15 protein-coding genes and 1 pseudogene are annotated in these 18,231 nt (G+C 65.5%); 5 read left to right on the forward strand and 11 right to left on the reverse strand.

The window, feature by feature from the left end; all coding sequences use genetic code 11:
- Positions 1 to 13 precede the first annotated feature (13 nt).
- From OKW29_RS25845 to argG, 4 genes are all read right to left on the reverse strand, one after another.
- On the reverse strand, positions 14 to 1,840 hold the full coding sequence (locus OKW29_RS25845) for an FAD-dependent oxidoreductase (protein WP_429293107.1): 1,827 nt from the start codon (positions 1,838 to 1,840) through the stop codon (positions 14 to 16).
- Between the two features lie 37 nt (positions 1,841 to 1,877).
- The gene (locus tag OKW29_RS25850) at positions 1,878 to 3,413 is read right to left on the reverse strand and encodes a transglycosylase SLT domain-containing protein (RefSeq protein ID WP_429293108.1); all 1,536 of its coding nucleotides are present in this window, start codon (positions 3,411 to 3,413) and stop codon (positions 1,878 to 1,880) included.
- Between the two features lie 157 nt (positions 3,414 to 3,570).
- A complete protein-coding gene (locus tag OKW29_RS25855; RefSeq protein WP_429293109.1) occupies positions 3,571 to 4,602 on the reverse strand; it encodes a diguanylate cyclase domain-containing protein in 1,032 nt (343 codons plus the stop codon).
- A gap of 179 nt (positions 4,603 to 4,781) precedes the next feature.
- Positions 4,782 to 6,116 carry an argininosuccinate synthase gene (gene argG / locus OKW29_RS25860; RefSeq protein WP_429293110.1) on the reverse strand — a complete coding sequence of 445 codons (1,335 nt, stop codon included), beginning with the start codon at positions 6,114 to 6,116 and terminating at the stop codon, positions 4,782 to 4,784.
- Between the two features lie 302 nt (positions 6,117 to 6,418).
- On the opposite strand from argG, the pseudogene OKW29_RS25865 reads away from it, so the two are divergent.
- Together OKW29_RS25865 and OKW29_RS25870 are read left to right on the forward strand one after the other, a co-directional pair.
- Positions 6,419 to 6,739, forward strand: a pseudogene (locus tag OKW29_RS25865) (cytosine deaminase); the annotation flags it as partial.
- 44 nt (positions 6,740 to 6,783) lie between these two features.
- Positions 6,784 to 7,713, forward strand: a complete 930-nt coding sequence (locus OKW29_RS25870) for a LysR substrate-binding domain-containing protein (protein WP_429293111.1) — start codon at positions 6,784 to 6,786, stop codon at positions 7,711 to 7,713.
- Between the two features lie 4 nt (positions 7,714 to 7,717).
- Here the strand turns inward: OKW29_RS25870 and phnX are convergent, their stop codons facing one another.
- Together phnX and OKW29_RS25880 are read right to left on the reverse strand one after the other, a co-directional pair.
- Positions 7,718 to 8,521 (reverse strand): phosphonoacetaldehyde hydrolase, encoded by an 804-nt coding sequence (phnX, locus tag OKW29_RS25875; RefSeq protein ID WP_429293112.1) that lies wholly within the window; start codon positions 8,519 to 8,521, stop codon positions 7,718 to 7,720.
- A 48-nt stretch (positions 8,522 to 8,569) separates the two neighbouring features.
- Complete coding sequence (locus OKW29_RS25880) at positions 8,570 to 9,820, reverse strand: 2-aminoethylphosphonate--pyruvate transaminase (protein WP_429293113.1); 1,251 nt, start codon at positions 9,818 to 9,820, stop codon at positions 8,570 to 8,572.
- Positions 9,821 to 9,938: 118 nt separating this feature from the next.
- Between OKW29_RS25880 and OKW29_RS25885 the strand changes: the two genes are divergently transcribed.
- Entirely contained in the window at positions 9,939 to 10,838 is a 900-nt protein-coding gene (locus tag OKW29_RS25885; protein ID WP_187630911.1) for a LysR substrate-binding domain-containing protein, read from the forward strand.
- A 115-nt stretch (positions 10,839 to 10,953) separates the two neighbouring features.
- On the opposite strand, the gene OKW29_RS25890 is transcribed toward OKW29_RS25885, so the two are convergent.
- Complete coding sequence (locus OKW29_RS25890; protein WP_429293114.1) at positions 10,954 to 11,700, reverse strand: glucose 1-dehydrogenase; 747 nt, start codon at positions 11,698 to 11,700, stop codon at positions 10,954 to 10,956.
- A gap of 376 nt (positions 11,701 to 12,076) precedes the next feature.
- The gene (locus OKW29_RS25895; RefSeq protein WP_429293115.1) at positions 12,077 to 12,451 is read right to left on the reverse strand and encodes a hypothetical protein; all 375 of its coding nucleotides are present in this window, start codon (positions 12,449 to 12,451) and stop codon (positions 12,077 to 12,079) included.
- Positions 12,452 to 12,647: 196 nt separating this feature from the next.
- On the opposite strand from OKW29_RS25895, the gene OKW29_RS25900 reads away from it, so the two are divergent.
- Positions 12,648 to 13,535, forward strand: coding sequence for a LysR family transcriptional regulator (locus tag OKW29_RS25900; protein ID WP_429293116.1), 888 nt, complete (start codon positions 12,648 to 12,650; stop codon positions 13,533 to 13,535).
- 123 nt (positions 13,536 to 13,658) lie between these two features.
- Positions 13,659 to 15,008, forward strand: coding sequence for a TAXI family TRAP transporter solute-binding subunit (locus OKW29_RS25905; protein ID WP_429293117.1), 1,350 nt, complete (start codon positions 13,659 to 13,661; stop codon positions 15,006 to 15,008).
- 27 nt (positions 15,009 to 15,035) lie between these two features.
- Here the strand turns inward: OKW29_RS25905 and OKW29_RS25910 are convergent, their stop codons facing one another.
- The 3 genes from OKW29_RS25910 to OKW29_RS25920 all read right to left on the reverse strand — a co-directional run bounded on the left by OKW29_RS25910 (position 15,036) and on the right by OKW29_RS25920 (position 18,052).
- Entirely contained in the window at positions 15,036 to 15,938 is a 903-nt protein-coding gene (locus tag OKW29_RS25910) for a ProQ/FINO family protein (RefSeq protein ID WP_429293118.1), read from the reverse strand.
- 90 nt (positions 15,939 to 16,028) lie between these two features.
- The gene (locus tag OKW29_RS25915; protein WP_429293119.1) at positions 16,029 to 17,393 is read right to left on the reverse strand and encodes an ATP-binding protein; all 1,365 of its coding nucleotides are present in this window, start codon (positions 17,391 to 17,393) and stop codon (positions 16,029 to 16,031) included.
- The gene (locus OKW29_RS25920; RefSeq protein WP_018417800.1) at positions 17,390 to 18,052 is read right to left on the reverse strand and encodes a response regulator; all 663 of its coding nucleotides are present in this window, start codon (positions 18,050 to 18,052) and stop codon (positions 17,390 to 17,392) included. The genes OKW29_RS25915 and OKW29_RS25920 overlap by 4 nt, the downstream gene beginning before the upstream one ends.
- Positions 18,053 to 18,231: the final 179 nt, after the last annotated feature.

Here is an 18,231-nt window from a genome sequence, read left to right on the forward strand (position 1 = left end):
AACAGCCGGCCGGCTAGTCGGAATCGGCCATGCGGGTGAACCCGTCGTCGCTCCAGTCTTCGGAGCCGACACCGTGGCGAACGAAGAAAACTCCGTGCGGGTCGTAACGCTGCTTGATCGACAGCAAACGTGCATAGTTGGCGCCCCAATACGCCGCTTGCCAGTCCTTCTGGAAATAGCTGCTCTCGGCGACGTATGCGCCACCGGCCGTTGCGACTTTCCCGAGTTCGTTGATGGCCAATCCGATGAGCTTCGCATCTCGCTGTGCCTTCGAAACATCGGGCTCGTGACCTGTCAGTCCGTCGAATGCCGGTGGCCCCTCGCTCGCGACGATCGCCAATGCGAACGACTCCGCCACGACTGGATTGACTGGGGTTTGCAGGCCGGCGGCAATGACATCGGCAGGGGCGCCGGCGAGCCCTTTCTGAAAATGAAGTTCGACAAGCCAGTAGCGCGTAGCGCCCATCAGCGCGTCGACGAGTTCGGGTTGGCTCTCGCGCGCCAGCATTGCTGCAGGCAACCACAGCGAGTCGAAGCCGTGGATCACATGACCGGCCTCGGCGAGATTCGACGCCCAGAAGAAATTGGCATCTGGCGCGCCGGGTCGGTCATCGAAGACGACCAACCCGGGCACGAACCGCGCGAGCGCCGTGCCGTCCCAGCGCAACCGCCCCGGACCGGCGACGATCGAGGGCGCGGCCATCATGGTCAGGTCGTCCTGCAATCCAATCCAGTCCCAGAACGGCTTCCAGAGCGTTGCGACCTCTTCCTTGCCGAGTCCCTGAAAGCTCATGTCGATGCGCAGGCGCTTGCCGGGCAGCAGCGTAGCGAGTTCACCCCAGTGGCGATTGCATAGGCTGTCAGCGTAAAAAGCGACGAAGCGGCCCAGCAACCGTTTGTAGGCGACATCCGAGCGGGCCACGACTGCGCAGGATACGAGGCCAAACACGGCCGGCAGTTCGTGCGTGCGCAAAGTCAGACGGCTGACGATGCCGAAGGTACCGCCACCCCCACCTTTCAAGGCCCAGAAGAGATCCGGTTCTCTTCGGGCGTTGACAACCCTGACCGCACCGTCCGCCGTAACGACCTCCGCTTCGAGCAGTGAAGCAGATGCAATGCCGAATTGTTTGGAGTGCGTTCCAAAACCTCCGCCTTGAATCAGTCCCGCGACTCCCACTGTTCCACAACCGCCGCCCTGTACATACCGACCCACGCCTCCGGTAACGGCTTCATAGGTATGCATCCAGATCGCGCCTGCCCCGACACTGACCGCGGGTCCGGGTGGAATGACCCCGTCACATCCGCTCGGAACGAAAGCATCGTGATTCCTGATTTCGTTCATGGCGCGCGTCCATATCATCAAGGAATCCGGCGCGTTCGAGGTGCCGAGATAGGAATGGCCCCCGCCGCGCACGACGACGCGAAGATTGCGTTCACGCGCGAAGTTGACGGCCGCCGCCACATGTTCGACCCGTCTCGCGGCGACCACGTAGGCACTGGGTTCGGCTTTCCACGCGCCGACCCACTCGCAGGTTTGTGTCAGAACGGGACTGTCGCCGATGAAGTACGGATTTTTGAGTTCACGGAAGAGTGCAAGGCATTCGGCGTTCTCGGGAGATTCACGACAGAGCTCGAGTGGTGACTCCGGTCGGATCAGGTAGCCATCCACCTGCTGTTTCAGTCGCGCCCAGTCCGAAGGCGTGGGCCATCCCGGTTCGCCCGGTCGTACGCGTCGCGGGGTCTGCGCCGCGCGAGCGTCATCGAGCCGAAGCAACGGCCAGATAGAGGCGAACAGCGGGCCGGCCGCAAGGCACCTGATCAGATCACGGCGCTTCACCATGGCGCTCCTCCACGCTGAATTCAGATGCCCGCTTTACTCACGCTCCGCCCTGCTTGCGCATCTGCCCGATCGCGCGAGCGCGTGCAGCCTCGGCCTCCCGGACGAGCCGGTACGCAACGTAATATTTGAAGACATTGCGCACGTACGTCGTTGGCTCGATGCCGATTTTCTCGGCGACTACGATTTCGACATTGTTGAACCACTTGTTAGGATCGAGACCGCGCGCCGCCGCTTCCTTGCGCATTCTGGCGATCTTTGCGGGTCCTGCGTTGTAGCTTGCGAATGCGAACAGCGAGCGGTCCCTTTCCGAGAAGTGAGCATCGGGAAAGTAACGGGCCATCAGCACATCGAGATATTTCGCTCCCGCATGTATGTTGGACTCCGCCACCCTGATGTCGCCAACCGCAAGTTCCTTCCCCGTGGCTGGCATCAACTGCATGATCCCGATTGCGCCAACGTGACTGCGGGCGCTCTGGTTCAGCTGGGATTCCTGATAGCCTTGAGCCGCAAGCAAAAGCGGATCGAAGCGGTACTGCGCACCGTATTTTTCGAAAAGTCCGACCGTCTGCCCGAACCGCTTCAGCTCCGCTGACTCCGTATTGTTGGAGATCTGCTTGATGCGCTTCATTTCCTGCTGCAGACGGACTTCCGCGACACTCTGCTTCTTCACGTAATTCAGGTAGAAGTCGTTGATCGCGTCCCGCAGTTTGGGGCTCTTGAAGCGCACCGCCCAGCCGATGTAGCCTGCGTCGCGCACCGAAATATCGTTATGCACGACGATTCCAGCCAGTACCGGCGCCCATACCTTTGCCTTCCAGTCGTCCACGACGAGAATCTGGAGCAGCCCGACATTGAGCATCTCCATTGCGTCCTCGTCCTCGAGCGCGTCGGGCAGCGGCACGAGTTTCACCGGAGCTTTGCCTTCCTTGCCAAAACGCGCGTTCAACGCGTTCAGGCTCTCGTAATAGCTGCTGCTGGGCCGCACATGGACCGTCTTACCGCTGAGATCGTCGAGCTTCGCGAGGGCCGGCGACTTCGGCCCGGTCACGACCACTTCGCGTACTGCTGTCCGGTCACGCGGCGCCACGAAGTCGACCTGCTTCAGGCGGACCTCCGTGACCGTCAGATTGCCCGCGGCGATGTCGCCCCGGCCCGCTATCAGCCCCGGGAGCAACTGGTCGCGAGTCGTCGGAATGATGACCAGGGTGAGCGGACGCTTGCCGAGCGTCGCCTGGTACTTCTTGTTCACATAACGCTCGAAGTCCCGCATGAGACCGGCGGTCAGCCCACGTTCGTGACCTTGCTCATTCAGATAGAGCGTTCGACTGTAGGGAACCAGCACGCGGATCAGACGCCGGTCGAGCATGGCGTCGAAATCGCCCGTGAACGGTTGATTGCCGAGATCGATCCGGCGCGCTGCGGGAGCCGACGCCGCGGCGGTTGGGGATGCCGGGAGGGCCGACGAGGCGGCCGGCTGCGCGGCGACACCTTGGGCGGCGACGCACGCCGCGGGGCCGACGATCATGCCTGAGCAGAACGCCGCGATGTACAGCAACGTTTGAATGATGCGCATCGTAAAGCACCCTGCTGTCGCACACGGCGACTGCGTCGACGTTCACTACGCGCATCCATATTGCCACGCTGGCAACGGCTGAAAATGGGACGATGGTCCTATAAGCAATGCGCCATGACTGAAGATAGAGCGATACCGACGCAATCGCCAACGCCCGCTACGCCATCGTCACGCGATTTCGTCCTTGATGCTTCGAGCGATACAACGCACGGTCAGCGCTCGCGAAACCGTCGCGATGCGCGGGTCGCGACAGGTCGCTGATACGCGTGAGCGACGCGCCAATGCTGAGCGTCACCACCCCAAGCGGCGACGCGCGATGCTCGATCGCGAGGTCCGCCACGCGCTGGCGCAGCGTTTCGAGCGTGTCTTCGAGCACCGATGGTTGCGCTTCGAGCACCAGCATTCCGAACTCCTCGCCGCCCATGCGCCCGACCACGATGCGCTCGCTGTCGGCGGCGGCCTGCATCACGGAGGCAACCAGACTCAGACAGTGATCGCCGGCCTGATGACCGTAGGTGTCGTTGTACTGCTTGAACCAGTCGACGTCGACGACCACCGAGCCCATCACGTCGCCGTCGCGCGCCTCCTTCCAGCGGCGCGCGATGGTTTCGAGCAGGAAGCGCCGGTTGTACAACTGGGTGAGCGGATCGATCGCGGTGGCCGTGCGCATCTTCAGATCGTTTTCGATCATCGCGCGCAGGTGGTAAAACACGCCGCGCCGGCCCGCGTCGAGACGGCCCGGCGCCGGGTCCATCGCGCACAGCGCGCCGACGATCTCGCCGTTCGGCGCGCGCAATGCGATCGCCGCGTAAAAGCGCACGAACGGATGACGCTTGACGAGCATGCATTCGCCGAAGCGGCTGTCGTTGTGCGCATCCTCGATCACGAACAGGTCGGCATCGCGCACCGCGTAGTCGGCGAGCGAGCGCGCAGGCGTGACGAGCGGCATCGCCATGCCGACCTCGGCGCGATAGTGTTGATACTCCTCGTCGAGCAGCACGATCGCGGTAATTGCCGCGCCGGTCACGTTCTTCAGAATCTCCGCCGCATGCGTGAAGCACTCGCGCATCACCTGGTCGTTTTGCAACAGCCACTCGATGACCGAAGACTCGACCTCGGGTTCGCCGGCGGCGGTCGAGTCGACTGGCATCCGGCTGGCGAGGCGGTCGTTACTGTAAGCGAGTTGCACGGAAGGGTTCCAGAATGGGCTTAGCTTATGTCAACGGCATAGGCACGCGAAACTTGAGCACAGAATGTGGGATTGCGCCCAAGCGCCGGAGCGCATCCGGGAGCCCCAAAGAAAATGGGCCGGCTCTCGCGAGCCGGCCCATCGATCGATGCGACGTTCAGGTAATCAGACGCGCCGCTTTACTCCTTGTCGCCCTTCACCTGCGGCAGCGCCGACGTCTCGTTCGACGACAGCAGGCCCACCTGCGAGTAGATGCGCAGCTTGTCGCGCGTGTCGGTGATGTCGAGGTTGCGCATCGTCAGCTGGCCGATGCGGTCGCGCGGCGAGAACGTCGATGCGACCTTTTCCATCGACAGACGCTCGGGCTGATACGTGAGGTTCGGCGACTTCGTGCTGAGAATCGAGTAGTCGTTGCCGCGGCGCAGCTCGACGGTCACTTCGCCGGTGATCGCGCGCGCGACCCAGCGCTGCGCGGTTTCGCGCAGCATGATCGCCTGCGGATCGAACCAGCGGCCCTGGTACAGCAGACGGCCGAGGCGGCGGCCGTTCTCGCGGAACTGCTCGATCGTGTCTTCGTTGTGGATGCCGGTGACGAGACGCTCGTAAGCGATGTTGAGCAGCGCGAGGCCCGGGGCTTCATAGATGCCGCGGCTCTTCGCCTCGATGATGCGGTTCTCGATCTGGTCGCTCATGCCGAGACCGTGACGGCCGCCGATCCGGTTCGCTTCGAGCAGCAGCTCGACCGCGTTCGGGAACGTCTGGCCGCTCAGCGCGACCGGCTGGCCTTCCTCGAAGCGGACCGTCACTTCTTCCTTCGCGATCTGCACGTCGTCGCGCCAGAACGCGACGCCCATGATCGGGTTGACAATCTTGATGCCGGACTCGAGGCTTTCGAGATCCTTCGCTTCGTGCGTCGCGCCGAGCAGGTTCGAGTCGGTGGAATACGCCTTTTCGGCCGACATCTTGTAGTCGAAGCCCGACTGGCGCATGAACTCGGACATTTCAGAACGGCCGCCGAGTTCGTCGATGAACAGCTGGTCGAGCCACGGCTTGTAGATCTTCAGGTCCGGGTTCACGAGCAGACCGTAGCGGTAGAAACGCTCGATGTCGTTGCCCTTGTACGTGCTGCCGTCGCCCCAGATGTTGACGCCGTCTTCCTTCATCGCGGCGACCAGCATCGTGCCGGTCACGGCGCGGCCGATCGGCGTCGTGTTGAAGTAGGTGACGCCCGCCGTCGAGATATGAAACGCGCCGCACTGCAGCGCCGCGATGCCTTCCGCGACCAGCTGCGCGCGGCAGTCGATCAGGCGCGCGCCTTCGGCGCCATATTGCGTGGCGCGACGCGGGATCGAATCGTAATCGTCTTCGTCGGGCTGACCGAGGTTGGCCGTGTAGGCGTACGGCACGGCGCCCTTCTTGCGCATCCAGTGCAGCGCGGCGCTAGTGTCGAGGCCACCGGAAAACGCGATACCGACCTTCTGGCCGATCGGAAGACTTTCAAGGATTGTACTCATAAGCAGTAGCGTTAAACTCGACGTACGGGGAGATTTTGGGGGTAACAGCTGAGTATCGGGCAAGCCTGGCGATCAGGCAAGTTACGCGGGAGTATACCGTGAACCGCCGTCCGGCCTTGGATTTTGCCGGCCGGCGCGCCCTCGCGCCGCAATCTCGCCGCGCCGAATTTCCGGATTAATTCACGCTGTATTTGCCGTAACGGGGGGCGGATTTATTATCGTCCAAGGGTAGCATCGCGGGTTGCGTCGACGCCCCGGCCGTTCACCCCTTTCATCCCGTTCATTCCCCGTGCCCGCCGCCCATGACCACGATCACCCCGCGCCCCACGACGAACGCCTCGCTGGTCACCCACGTGCGGCTCGCCGACGGCAAGCGCGCCGAGGTGTCGATCGTCGATGGCCGGATCGCCGCGCTCGGCGCCGCTCTGCCGCGCGAGCCCGGTGTGCCGGTCGAGGACGGCGGCGACGCGCTGCTGCTGCCCGGTTTCGTCGAAGGGCATACGCATCTGGACAAGACCAACTGGGGCTTGTGCTGGGATCGCAACGAAGTCGGGCCGAAGCTGATCGATCGCATCGAAAACGAGCGCCGCTGGCGCGCCGAAAGCGGCCACGACGCGCGCGCATGCGCCACGCCGTCCGCTACAACAAAGACGTTTTTTGGACTCGAATGATCAATCTTTTTCAGGCCATGCAGGCCTTCGTCAAGGTGGCCGATGTCGGCAGCTTCGCGCAGGCCGCCGGGCAACTGAACGTGTCGACGTCGGTCGTCACGCGTCATGTGTCGAGCCTCGAACAGCATCTCGGCATTCGCCTGTTTCAGCGCACCACGCGCAAGGTCGTGCTGACCGAGGCCGGCGCGCAATACGCGGACGGTTGCCGCGTGCTGCTCGCCGAACTGGAGGAAGTGGAGTCGCGCGCGACCACGGCCTCGCGCGACGTGGCCGGCGACCTGCGCATCGTCGCGCTCGGCAGTTTTTCGCTGTTTCGGCTAACGCCGCTGTTCGCCGAATATCAGGCGCGTTTTCCGCAAGTCAACCTGCGCGTCACGCTGACGGAAAAACGGGTCGATCTGCTCGAAGGCGGCTTCGATGTCGGCATCGTGACCGAGCATATGATCCGCTCGGAGTCGCTGGTGGCGCGGCGTCTGATCAACTCGCACGCGGTGCCGGTGGCAGCGGGCGCGTATCTCGCGCAGGCCGGTCATCCGCAAACGCCGGCCGAACTGGGCGGGCATCGGCTGATTGCCGCGCCGTTCGACACGACCGGCCCGATGTGGATCTTCCGCAAGGGTGACGGCGATGCCGAAAGCGCGAGCGAGGACGGCGACGACAGCGGCGAGAGCATCGCGATCGATGCATCGTTCACGGTCAACAGCATGATCATGCAGAAGCAGGCCGCGCTGGGCGCGATGGGCATCGCGCTGCTGCCGCTCGAAATGGTCGAGGACGAGTTGCGCGCCGGCACGCTGGTGCGCGTGCTCGACGGCTATGCGGTGCTCAATGGCGACGTGGCCGTGTCGCTGGTGTATCCGAGCCGCGAGTTCGTGCCGCGCAAGGTGCGCGAGTTCATCGATCTCGCGGTCGGTTTCTTCAAGTGACGCTTCAAGGCCGTTCGCCGCGCGCGAGCCGCGCTTCGATGTCGTACACGACCGGCATCAGATCCGCGACGCTATCGATCACGTAATGCGCGCCCGCCGCCTTCAGCCTGGCCGTCGCGGCGTTGCGGCGCGCGGCGAATTCGTCGGCCGGCAACGCCTTCACCTCCGCCTCGCTCATGCCGAACGCGTTGCCGCTCACCGCGACACCGACCGCCCACGTGCCGGCGTTGATGCCTTCTTCGATACCGACCTCGGTGTCGTCGACCTTGATCGCCTCTTTCGCGCGCCACACGCCGAGCTGCGGCAGCGTCCGGTAGATCATGTACGGTGACGGCCGCCCTTCCGGCGTATCGCCGGTGCACACGATGCTGTCCGGCGCAAAGCCCTGCGCGGCCGCGCCCGGTACGATTTCGTCGATGATCTCGCGGGTATAGCCGGTCGTCGTGCCGATGCGGATATCGTTCTGACGCAAGGCGCTCGCGACTTCGGCGACGCCCGGGATCACCGCGCTGTAGCTCGCCGCGACCGCGATGTTCTTCGGCACGAACACGTCGTACACGGCGTCGATATCGGCGTCGGTCGGCGTATGGCCGTGGCGCTCGGCCCAAGCCTGCGCGACGCGCGGCAGCGCCATCAGCGCCGCGATGTGCGGCCGCTTGGCCATGCCCATCGGGCCGCGCGCTTCGTCGATCGTGATCGGCACGCCGAACTGCTCGAAGGTCTCGACGAAGGCCCCCATCGGCGCGCGTGAACCGTAGTCGACCACCGTGCCGGCCCAATCGAAAATCACTGCCTTCACGTATTTCATCTGCTTGACTCCCCAGGAATCCGAATGTATCGGGTTTGCTGTCGCGGCTCAGGCCGCCTGCGCGAGCGCCTTGCGTTCGTCGAGCGCGGCGGGCGGCGGCCCCGCGTGCGTGACGCCCATCGTGCGCAGCGCTTGCGCGCAGGCATCGACCACGCGTCGCATCACCTGCTCGTCGACCTGACCGATGCAGCCGATGCGGAAACTGTCGACCACCGTCAGCTTGCCCGGATAGATGATGAAGCCCTGCTCCTTCATCAGTTCATAGAAACGCGCGAACTCGAACGACGGATGCGCCGGCGAAAAAAACGTCACGATGATCGGCGAGCGCCAGCGCCCGTTGAGCAGCGGCTCGAAGCCAAGCTCGTGCATGCCGGCCAGCAGCACGTCGCGATTGTTGGCGTAGCGCGCGAGCCGCGCGGGCTGCCCGCCTTCGAGCTGGTAGAGACGCAGCGCCTCGAGGAACGCGGCCACCGTATGCGTGGGCGGCGTGAAGCGCCACTGGCCCGTGCGATTCATCACGTCCCATTGATCGTAGAGATCGAGCGCGAGCGAATGGCTGCGGCCTTTCGCCTCGCGCAGGGCGCTCTTGCGCGCGATCACGAAGCCGAAACCCGGCACGCCCTCGATGCACTTGTTCGCCGACGACACGAACGCCTCGCACGCGATCTGCCGCACGTCGAGCGGCACCGCGCCGAAGGCGCTCATCGAATCGATCAGCAGTTTGCGGCCGTGCCTCGCGACCGCGGCTGCGATCTCATCGAGCGGATTGAGGATGCCCGAGCTCGTTTCGCAATGGATCGCGACCACGTGCGTGATCGATGGATCGGCGGCAAGCATGCGCTCGACTTCGAGGCCGCGCGGCGGCAGGTAGTCGCCCTTGTCGAGCAGTGTGCAGGCGCGGCCGAGATAGCCAAGCGTGATCGCCGCGCGCTTGCCGTACGCGCCGTTCGCGAGCACGAGCGCGTGGCCGTCGCGCGGAATCAGGCTGCCGAGCATCGCTTCGACGCAGAAGCTGCCGCTGCCCTGCAGCGGCACGCAGTCGTAGTCGCCCGCGGTGTCGCCGGCGATCTCCAGCAGGCTCGCGCGCAACTCGGCGGTCATCGCGCGGAAGTCGCCGTCCCACGAGCCCCAGTCGCGCAGCATCGCCTGTTTCGTCGATAGTGCCGTGGTCAGCGGGCCCGGCGTCAGCAGATAAGGCTCGCCGCCAGCCGGCGCGGCGCAGGGTGTGGTCCAACGGGTCGATGTTGCCGCGGCTGCCACGGCCAATGTCGCCGCCGAACCGCCGATCGCGCTTTCCATGTCCGCAACTCCGCTATCGCTATGTCGATAGCTCACACGATACAGAAGCGTTGTCCATCGGCAAAATCGATATAATCGATAACGGTATCGCAAAAACTTATTTGCTGGCGAGGCACACGTGCAATACGCGCAATTGCGGGCGTTCCATGCGGTCGCGGAACATGGCGGCTTTTCTAAAGCGGCGCAGGCGTTGTCGCTGACGCAGCCGGCGGTGTCGGATCACGTGCGGCGGCTCGAACAGGATTACGGCGTCAAGCTGTTCGAGCGCGGGCCGCGCGGCGTGGAGACGACTGAACTCGGGCTGCGCCTGTTCAGCGTGACACGGCATATGCTCAGTTGCGAGCGGGAGGCGCGCCAACTGCTCGAATCAGCGGGCGGGCTGGAGTCGGGTTCGCTATCGCTCGCGGCCGATGCGCCCGATCTCGCCGTCGCGCTGATCGGCGCGTTTCGCCAGCGGCACCCGGGCATCGTCGTCACGCTGTCGATCGCCAATGCGGCAGAGTGCATGCAGCGCGTGCTGTCGAGCGCGGTCGACGCGGCGATCACGGCCGCGCCGCAGGTGCATAGCCGCTTGCAGTCGCGCGTGTTGCGGCGCGATCCGCTGGTCGCGATGGTGCCGGCGAGCTACCCGGCCGCGAAGAAGCGCCGGCTGAGTTACGCGGAGCTCGTCGAACAGCCGATGATCTTCCGCGAGCCGCAATCGGTCACCCAACAACTGCTCGAAATCGAGCTCGTGCGCGAGTCGTTGCAAGTCGAGCCGGTCATGTACGTGGATGGCCGCGAGGCGCTGGAGGAAGCGGTCGCGCAGGGAATCGGCGTCGGCGTCATTGCGCGCGCAGAGTTCAACGAGTCGCGGCGGATCCGGATGGTGCCGCTGCTCGATTGCCGCGTGCAGATGATCGAATCGCTGACGCGGCTCGCCGAGCGGCCGGGTTCCAATCTGCTCGACGCGTTTTTTGCGGTGGAGTTGCCGGGAGCCGAGACAGAGGTCTTGGGGGGCGATGTTCAACGCGCGTAGCTCGCGCGCCGTCGCTGCAAGGAGCGGCGTGGCCTTCATGCTGCCGGCCCCGCCGCCCGCGAGCGCGCTCGAATTGTTCCGCGGGTTGCCGCGAGCGTTGGCAACCCCTTCAGACTTAACGCGAGCCGCCGCTTGCGATCAGGCTCTCGCCCGTCAACCAGCGCGCGTCATCCGACGCGAGGAACGCGACGACATCCGCGATATCGTCGGGTTGGCCGATACGGCCGAGCGGCGTCGTGCTGAGCGCCCACGTTTCGAAGTCCGAGCCGATCACGCCGGCGCTGTGGGTGCCCTCGGTCTCGACCATGCCCGGATTCACCGAATTCACGCGGATCTTGCGCGGTCCGAGTTCCTTCGCGAGCACGCCGGTGATCGCATCGACCGCGCCCTTGGTGGCCGTGTAGACCGCGGTGGTCGCCGGCGTGATGCGGGTCACGACCGAGCTCACGTTGACGATGCTGCCGCCGTCGCCCAGATGCCTGGCCGCCGCCTGCGTCACGAGCAGCAGCCCGAGCACGTTGACATCGAAGTGCTTATGGAAGTGCGCTTCGGTGATCTCTTCGAGCGCCGCGAATTCATAGACACCCGAGTTGTTGACGAGAACGTCGAGCCGCCCGTACGTTTCGATCGCCGTATCGATGATGCCGTTCGCGTCCGCGGCCTTCGACACGTCACCGCCAACCGCGACCGCCTTGCCGCCCGCCGCCGTGATATCGGCGACCACCTTGTCGGCGCCCGCGCGGCTCGACGCATAGTTCACCACGACCGACGCGCCTTGCGCCGCCAATGCCTTCGCAATCGCCGCTCCGATGCCTTTCGATGCACCCGTTACAACCGCTACCTTGCCTGTGAGCTTGCTCATCATCGTGTCCTTTCAATGGTTCGCGCCGGCATGCCTCGCGAGGAGCCGCGGGGTCCACGCCAATAAAAGCCGGAAATGCAGTGGCGCTGTCACTGGTCGTTAATTTAGGCATGGCGCGAGGCCGGATAAAGCGGCTCGAGACGAATTGATACGCCGCTTGCGACGAACAATCGATTCGCATCAGACCTCGATGGCCCCGTTTACGCGTGGCTTACGACGATTGATGCTGTTTGGCTTGCGCCGCGGCGTCGGCGTCGGCGTCGCGCAAGCGCGCGCTGACCGACCGCAAGAGCGGCACGCGGCAGCAGAGACGTGCAACTGCACAAGACTCCTACGGGCAGACGCCACGATCAGGCGCTACACACTCAAAGCGTTTTTATTCACCGCGCTTTTGTTCGCTGCTGAGCAGCAGCGCGATGTGCGCGGCCACGCTCGCGAGCACCGCGAGCGCGCCGAGCGTATCGAGAATAATGGGCCACACGATCTCCCTCCTCCGCGATCCGCTGCTCCCAACGCCTTTTAAACGAATGCGCGCGCCATCGATTGAACGCCGGGGCCGAGCAGACAGATAAAGAACCAGCGACGAAAACTCGCCGCACCGATACGCCCGCGCACGCGCTGACCGAGCTGCCGCAACCAGCGTGCCGAGTACGATGCCCGCCAGCATCGGCCCTAAGCGTTCGACGAGCGCGCGCACGCCCGATCCCGCAAACAGCTGCCACTCGTTGGTGACGAACGACGGCAACAGCATGCGCGAGCTGAATGCGCTGCCGCGCGCGGAAAAGGCGCTCGTGCGTCATCTGGCCGGTATTTAGCGGCGCTGTTGCTATCATTCGTTGCCCTCGCGCAGCGCCGCGGCGGCAGCACCGTACCGCAACCGGCAGCACCCAACGCGCAGCAGACCAACGCAACACCAATCGCCGACGCATCACACCTCAGAGGCATGCATGGAATTTCGCCAACTTCGCTACTTCATCGCGGTCGCCGAGGAAATGAACATCACGCGGGCGGCCAATCGTCTGCACATGACACAGCCGCCGCTGTCGCGGCAGATCCAGCAGATCGAGGAAAGTGTCGGCCTGCCGCTGTTCGAGCGCGGCTCGCGGCCGTTGCGGCTCACCGAAGCCGGCCGCATTTTCTACACGCAGGCGAAACGTCTGATCGATGAAGCCGACGAGCTCGCGCCGCTCACGCGCCGGCTCGCGCAACTCGCGGAACGCATCGTGATCGGTTTCGTACCGTCGACGCTGTATGGCGCGCTGCCCGCGGTGATCCGCTCTTTTCGCGAGGCCGCGCCGCACATCGAGCTGTCGCTGATCGAGATGTTCACGATCGAGCAGTTGGCCGCGCTCAAAGGTGGCCGCATCGACGTCGGCTTCGGCCGGCTGCGCTTCGACGATGCGCAACTCGCGCGCGAAGTGCTGGTCGAGGAACGGATGATCGCCGCGTTGCCGCAGGACCATCCACTCGCGCGGCAAAAGAAGCCGCTGACGCTTGCCGCGCTCGCCGAGGAAACGCTGATCGTCTATCCGAGCACGCCGCGGCCGAGCTATGCGGACCAGCAGATCTCGGCAATGCACGATCAGGCGCTGGAGCCGAAAGCGATCCATGAAGTGCGGGAGTTGCAGACCGCGCTAGGGCTGGTCGCCGCGCAGGTCGGCGTGTGTCTCGTGCCGGAGAGCGTCGAGGGCTTGCGCGCGCATGGCGTCGCGTACCGGCCGATTCCGTCGGCAAGCGCCGCGTCGCCGATCATCATGAGCCGGCGCCTGCAGGACGAATCGCCGGCAACGATGCTGATGTGCTCGCTCGCGCGGCAGTTGTTCAAGCGCGTTTGAGCGCCGCGTGCGTGAGCACGGCGACGCGGCGCCGCGCGCCCGGTCAATAGAGCGAACCGTCGACGGCAAAGCCGCCCCGCACAGGCGACAATGCCTTCACCTGGCTTCCCGCACGGAGTCTTCATGAAAGCGCAGCGTCCGCGGCCTCCGCACTTTCCCGCCGAACCTACGCGCGCCGAATGGCGCGAGCACCTGCTGCCCTACTTCATCACGGCGCTGCTGATCGCGTTCGCGATCGTGCTGATCGTCTGGATCGCCAATCCGGCGCCGCCGCGCACGATCACGATCAGCGCCGGCCCGCGCGACAGCTCGTTCGTCGTCACCGCGAACCAGTACCGCAAGATCCTCGCGCGCAACGGCATCCGCCTGAACGTGCTCGAATCCGAAGGTTCCGTGCAGAACCTGCAGCGGCTGCTGGATCCGAAGCAGCACGTCGATATCGCTCTCGTGCAGGGCGGGGTGGCCGAAGGGCTCGATACTTCGTCGCTGGTGTCGCTCGGCAGCGTGTTCTATGTGCCGATCGTCGTGTTCTATCGCGGCGCGGCGCTCACGCAACTGGCGCAGCTCGAAGGCAAGCGGATCGCGGTCGGCCGCGAAGGCAGCGGCACGCGGCTGCTCGCGCTGCAACTGCTCGCGGCGAACGGCATCGAGCCCGGCGGCGCCACGACGCTAGTGCCGAGCGACGGCCTGCAGGCCGCCACGCAGCTGGTTGCCGGCGAGGTCGACGCGGCGATTCTGAGCGGCGATTCGGCAACGCGCGGCCTGATGCTGCGGCTATTGCGCGTACCCGGCATCTCGGTGATGAATTTCGACGAAGCGAGCGCCTATACACGCGTCTTTCCGTTTCTCGACCAGATCGACTTGCCGCCCGGCGTGCTCGATCTGAAGCGGCGCATTCCGCCCGAGACCGTCCACCTGATTAGTCCGACGGTCGAACTCGTCGCGCGCCGCACGCTGCATCCGGCGATTTCGGATCTATTGATCGAGGCGGCGCAGGAAGTGCACGGCGCCGCGGGCCTGTTGCAGCACGCCGGCCAGTTCCCGAACCCGGTCGAGCACGAATATCCGATCAGCGAAGACGCGCAGCGCTATTACCGGACCGGCAAGGGCTTTTTGTATCGGACGCTGCCTTTCTGGCTCGCGAGCATCGGCGATCGTACGCTCGTCCTGCTATTGCCGGTCGCCGTGCTGCTGTTGCCCGCCATGCGCGTGATTCCGGCGCTGTACCGGTGGCGGGTGCGCTCGCGCATCTATCGTTATTACGGTTCGCTGATCGCGATCGAACGGCACGCGCTCGCCGGCGCAACCGACGAGGAGCGCACGCAGCTACTGGGGCAACTAGATGAGATCGAGGCGGCGCTGAGCCACCTGCGCATGCCGCTCGCGTATGCGGATGCGTTTTACGTGCTGCGCGAGCATGTGGGATTCGTGCGCAGCCGGTTGACGGCTGCGCCGCCCGTCATGGCCTCGTGATCGAGGCCATGACGGGCTGTGCCAAGGTTAGGCTTGGGAGGGGGGCGAGGCGGGAGCGGTGGCTTGCGGTTCGTGTTGCGCGCTGGTCTGCGCCTGGGTGTCCGCGCTCCCGGCGGCATCCGCCGCTACGGCTTCCGGCGACGCAGCAGCGACGTCCGCCTGGCGGGCCGCTTGTTCCGCGACTGCCGCTACCGCTGCTTCGGCCTGCGACGCTTCAGCGGCCGCGCCCTCGGCCGGTGTACCTGCATCGGTCGGCGCATTCGCGCTTGCCGTCGCGGTGGCGGCCTTCTGCGCGCCCTTCGCCGCGCGATGCGCGAGCAGGCGCTGAGCACCCGCCGCTTCCTGCGCCGTGACCTTGCCGGCTTCGACGCCCGCCAGATCGACGCGCGCCGCGCCTTCGACGAGGCTCTTCCAGTAGCGCCCGCCACGGCACCACGTCTTGATCGCGTCGCGCAGTTCGGCTTCGCTCAGCGACAGTTCCTTCGCATGCACGACGAGGTCTTCGAAAATGCCGATCTTCAGCGGCAGCTTCGGGGCCGGATTCTTCGGGAAAGCGACCGGGAAACGTTTTTGCAGACGACCGATCGAGCGCACCACCGGGTCCACCGGCTTGGCGTCCACCGCCGGCTTGGCGGGCGCGGCGTGGCGCGCCGGCTGCGGGCGGCCGGCTCGCGTGCCCGGCTTGCCGTCCGGGCGAGCGCCGGCCTTCGCGGCCGGCTTCGCGTCGGGCCGGCCACCGGGCTTCGTGCCCGGATTGGCGCCACGCTCGGCATGTGAACCAGGATGTGCCCCTGAATTTGAAGCAGGCTTGCCAGCGGACTTCGAAGCGGCGCGCGCGGCCGATTTGCGATCGGGCTTGCCGGCGGACTCTGCGGCGGCGCGCGCCGCGGCCAGTTGCTTCTTCAGTTCAGCGAGTTGTTCGAAACCCATAGTGCACAACCAATCTGTCGATCTGTAAAAATGAGATTGTAGCAGCGTGCGCCTACGTGCTTGTGACAACCCGAGCCGCAGTGACGATCGTCAATTCGCGGCCGTGACGGGCGCGTGGGCGGCGGGCGCGCGCAGCCCCATGACCGACACCCGCAAACCGGGCGCCCCGACATTGTTGCTCAGCGACAGGCCGAGCTGATGCCGCTCGGCGATCCGCGCGACGATCGCGAGACCGAGCCCGCTGCCCTCGCCCTTCGACTCCTCGCCGCGATAGAAAGGGTCGAACACGCGTTCGAGTTCCGCCTCCGGAATTCCCGAGCCGCTGTCGACGACCTCGAAGCCCACGCGCTCGCCCGTGCGTCGCAGCACCACGTCGACACGGCCGCCCGGCGGCGTATGACGGATTGCGTTATTGATCAGGTTCCCTAACAACACGCTGATACTGTGCGGCTCCGCGAGCACCGTATAGGCGTCGTTCGGTGTGCGCGCGTGTTCGCATTCGAGGCCGAGATCGATCTCGCGCAACTCCGCGAGCACGGAACAATCGCTGACCGCCTGCTCGCCGATGCGGCGCAAGCTGACCGGCACCGTCGACGTGACCGGCTGCGCGTCTTCGCGCGCGAGCGTCAGCAGTTGCTGCACGAGGTGGATGATCCGGTTCACCCGATGTTCGACGCGCTCGAGCGTCTGGCCCTCGCCTCTCAGCGATCCATCGCGCGACGCCGCCTGCAGTTGCAGCTTCAGCGCCGCGAGCGGCGAGCGCAGCTCGTGCGCGGCATCGGCGATGAACGTGCGCTGCGCCTGCGACGCCGTATGCAACCGTTGCAGCAGATCGTTCAGCGCTTCGACGAGCGGCCGGATTTCGACCGGCAGGTTGCCGTCGAGCCGCAGCGGTTCGAGCGAATCGATCGAACGCGTCGCGAGCGCGCGCGACAGCCCGCCGATCGGCGCGAGCCCGCGCGCGACCACCAGCAGCACCAGCGCGATCGTCACCGGCAGCAGCACGCCGAGCGGCCACAGCGTGTGCAGCGCGAGATGCAACGCGAGTTCTTCGCGCACCGAGACCGGTTGCGCGACCTGCACGTAGCGGTCTGTCTGCGCGACGCCGAAGATGCGCCAGTGGTATTCGCCGCGCGGCACTGTGTGAAAGCCCGGCGGCAAACGCTCGAACACCGGCGCCTGCGCGGAGCGATAGACGAGCGTACCGCCGCGGTCCCAGATTTCGATGACGATGCGGTCGTCGGCGAGATCGCCGAGGTCAGGGTTGCGACGCTCGCGGCTGCCCGCGCCGCTCAGCGCCGACGGCAGCGACAGCGCGACGGTGCGCAGTTCGTAGTCGAACAGCTCGCTCGCCTCGCGCCGTGCGGTATGGAAGATCGCGAAAGCCGCGACCATCGACGCCGCCGCCATGCCGAAGATCAGCCAGCCGAGCAGCCAGCGGCGAATCGACGTCATCCGCACCTCTTCAGGCGGTAGCCGACCCCGCGCACGGTCACGACCTGGTCCGCGCCGATCTTGCGCCGCAGACTGTGCACATGCACTTCGATCGTATTGCTGCCGACTTCCTCGCCCCAGCCGTACAGCTTTTCTTCGAGCTCGGCCTTCGTGAACACGCGGGTCGGCTCCTCGATCAGCGCCTGCAGCAACGCGAATTCGCGCGGCACCAGCGGCAGCGGCACGCCGTCCTTGGTCACTTCATGCGCGGCGGGGTCGAGCGTCAGTTCGCCGTGACTGTAGACCGGCTGCTTCTGGCCGGTGCGCCGGCGCAGCAGCGCGCGAATGCGCGCGGCCAGTTCGTCGAGATCGAACGGCTTGATCAGGTAGTCGTCGGCGCCGGCGTCGAGACCGCGGATGCGCTCGTCGACCGCGTCGCGCGCGGTCAGGATGATCACCGGCGCCGCGCCGCCGTTGCGGCGATACGCGTTCAGCACGTCGATGCCGTCTTTTTTCGGCAGGCCGAGGTCGAGCAGCACGAGGTCGTACACGCCGTTATCGAGCGACAGTTCCGCCGCGCGGCCGTCCTCGGCCCAGTCGATCGCGTAGCCGGCGCGGCGCATCGCGCCCAGCACCGATTCCGCGATCATGTCGTCGTCTTCGACCAGTAGCAGGCGCATGGCCTCTCCTCTCCTTGGTGCGGTTTTGGCCGCCGCATTATCGACCGTCGCAGCTTAACGAACCCTTACGGGGTACGGACGACGCGTCGATTTCGCACGGCCCGGCTCGGGCGCTTCGACGTTAAGCCTGTCTTAAGCGCGCGCTGCGGAAAATCAGCTCTCTGCGAGGCCTCGTTCGC

It is taken from the genome of Paraburkholderia sp. CI3 (assembly GCF_050436505.1).
GTDB lineage: Bacteria > Pseudomonadota > Gammaproteobacteria > Burkholderiales > Burkholderiaceae > Paraburkholderia > Paraburkholderia tuberum.

Coding starts and splice junctions, on each gene's coding strand:
- OKW29_RS25850 (WP_429293108.1), bottom strand. CDS start 3,413: ATGCGCATCATTCAAACGTTGCTGTACATCGCGGCGTTCTGCTCAGGC.
- OKW29_RS25915 (WP_429293119.1), bottom strand. CDS start 17,393: ATGACGTCGATTCGCCGCTGGCTGCTCGGCTGGCTGATCTTCGGCATG.
- OKW29_RS25900 (WP_429293116.1), top strand. CDS start 12,648: ATGGAATTTCGCCAACTTCGCTACTTCATCGCGGTCGCCGAGGAAATG.
- phnX (WP_429293112.1), bottom strand. CDS start 8,521: ATGAAATACGTGAAGGCAGTGATTTTCGATTGGGCCGGCACGGTGGTC.
- argG (WP_429293110.1), bottom strand. CDS start 6,116: ATGAGTACAATCCTTGAAAGTCTTCCGATCGGCCAGAAGGTCGGTATC.
- OKW29_RS25870 (WP_429293111.1), top strand. CDS start 6,784: ATGATCAATCTTTTTCAGGCCATGCAGGCCTTCGTCAAGGTGGCCGAT.
- OKW29_RS25895 (WP_429293115.1), bottom strand. CDS start 12,451: ATGCTGTTGCCGTCGTTCGTCACCAACGAGTGGCAGCTGTTTGCGGGA.
- OKW29_RS25910 (WP_429293118.1), bottom strand. CDS start 15,938: ATGGGTTTCGAACAACTCGCTGAACTGAAGAAGCAACTGGCCGCGGCG.
- OKW29_RS25905 (WP_429293117.1), top strand. CDS start 13,659: ATGAAAGCGCAGCGTCCGCGGCCTCCGCACTTTCCCGCCGAACCTACG.
- OKW29_RS25890 (WP_429293114.1), bottom strand. CDS start 11,700: ATGAGCAAGCTCACAGGCAAGGTAGCGGTTGTAACGGGTGCATCGAAA.
- OKW29_RS25845 (WP_429293107.1), bottom strand. CDS start 1,840: ATGGTGAAGCGCCGTGATCTGATCAGGTGCCTTGCGGCCGGCCCGCTG.
- OKW29_RS25880 (WP_429293113.1), bottom strand. CDS start 9,820: ATGGAAAGCGCGATCGGCGGTTCGGCGGCGACATTGGCCGTGGCAGCC.
- OKW29_RS25920 (WP_018417800.1), bottom strand. CDS start 18,052: ATGCGCCTGCTACTGGTCGAAGACGACGACATGATCGCGGAATCGGTG.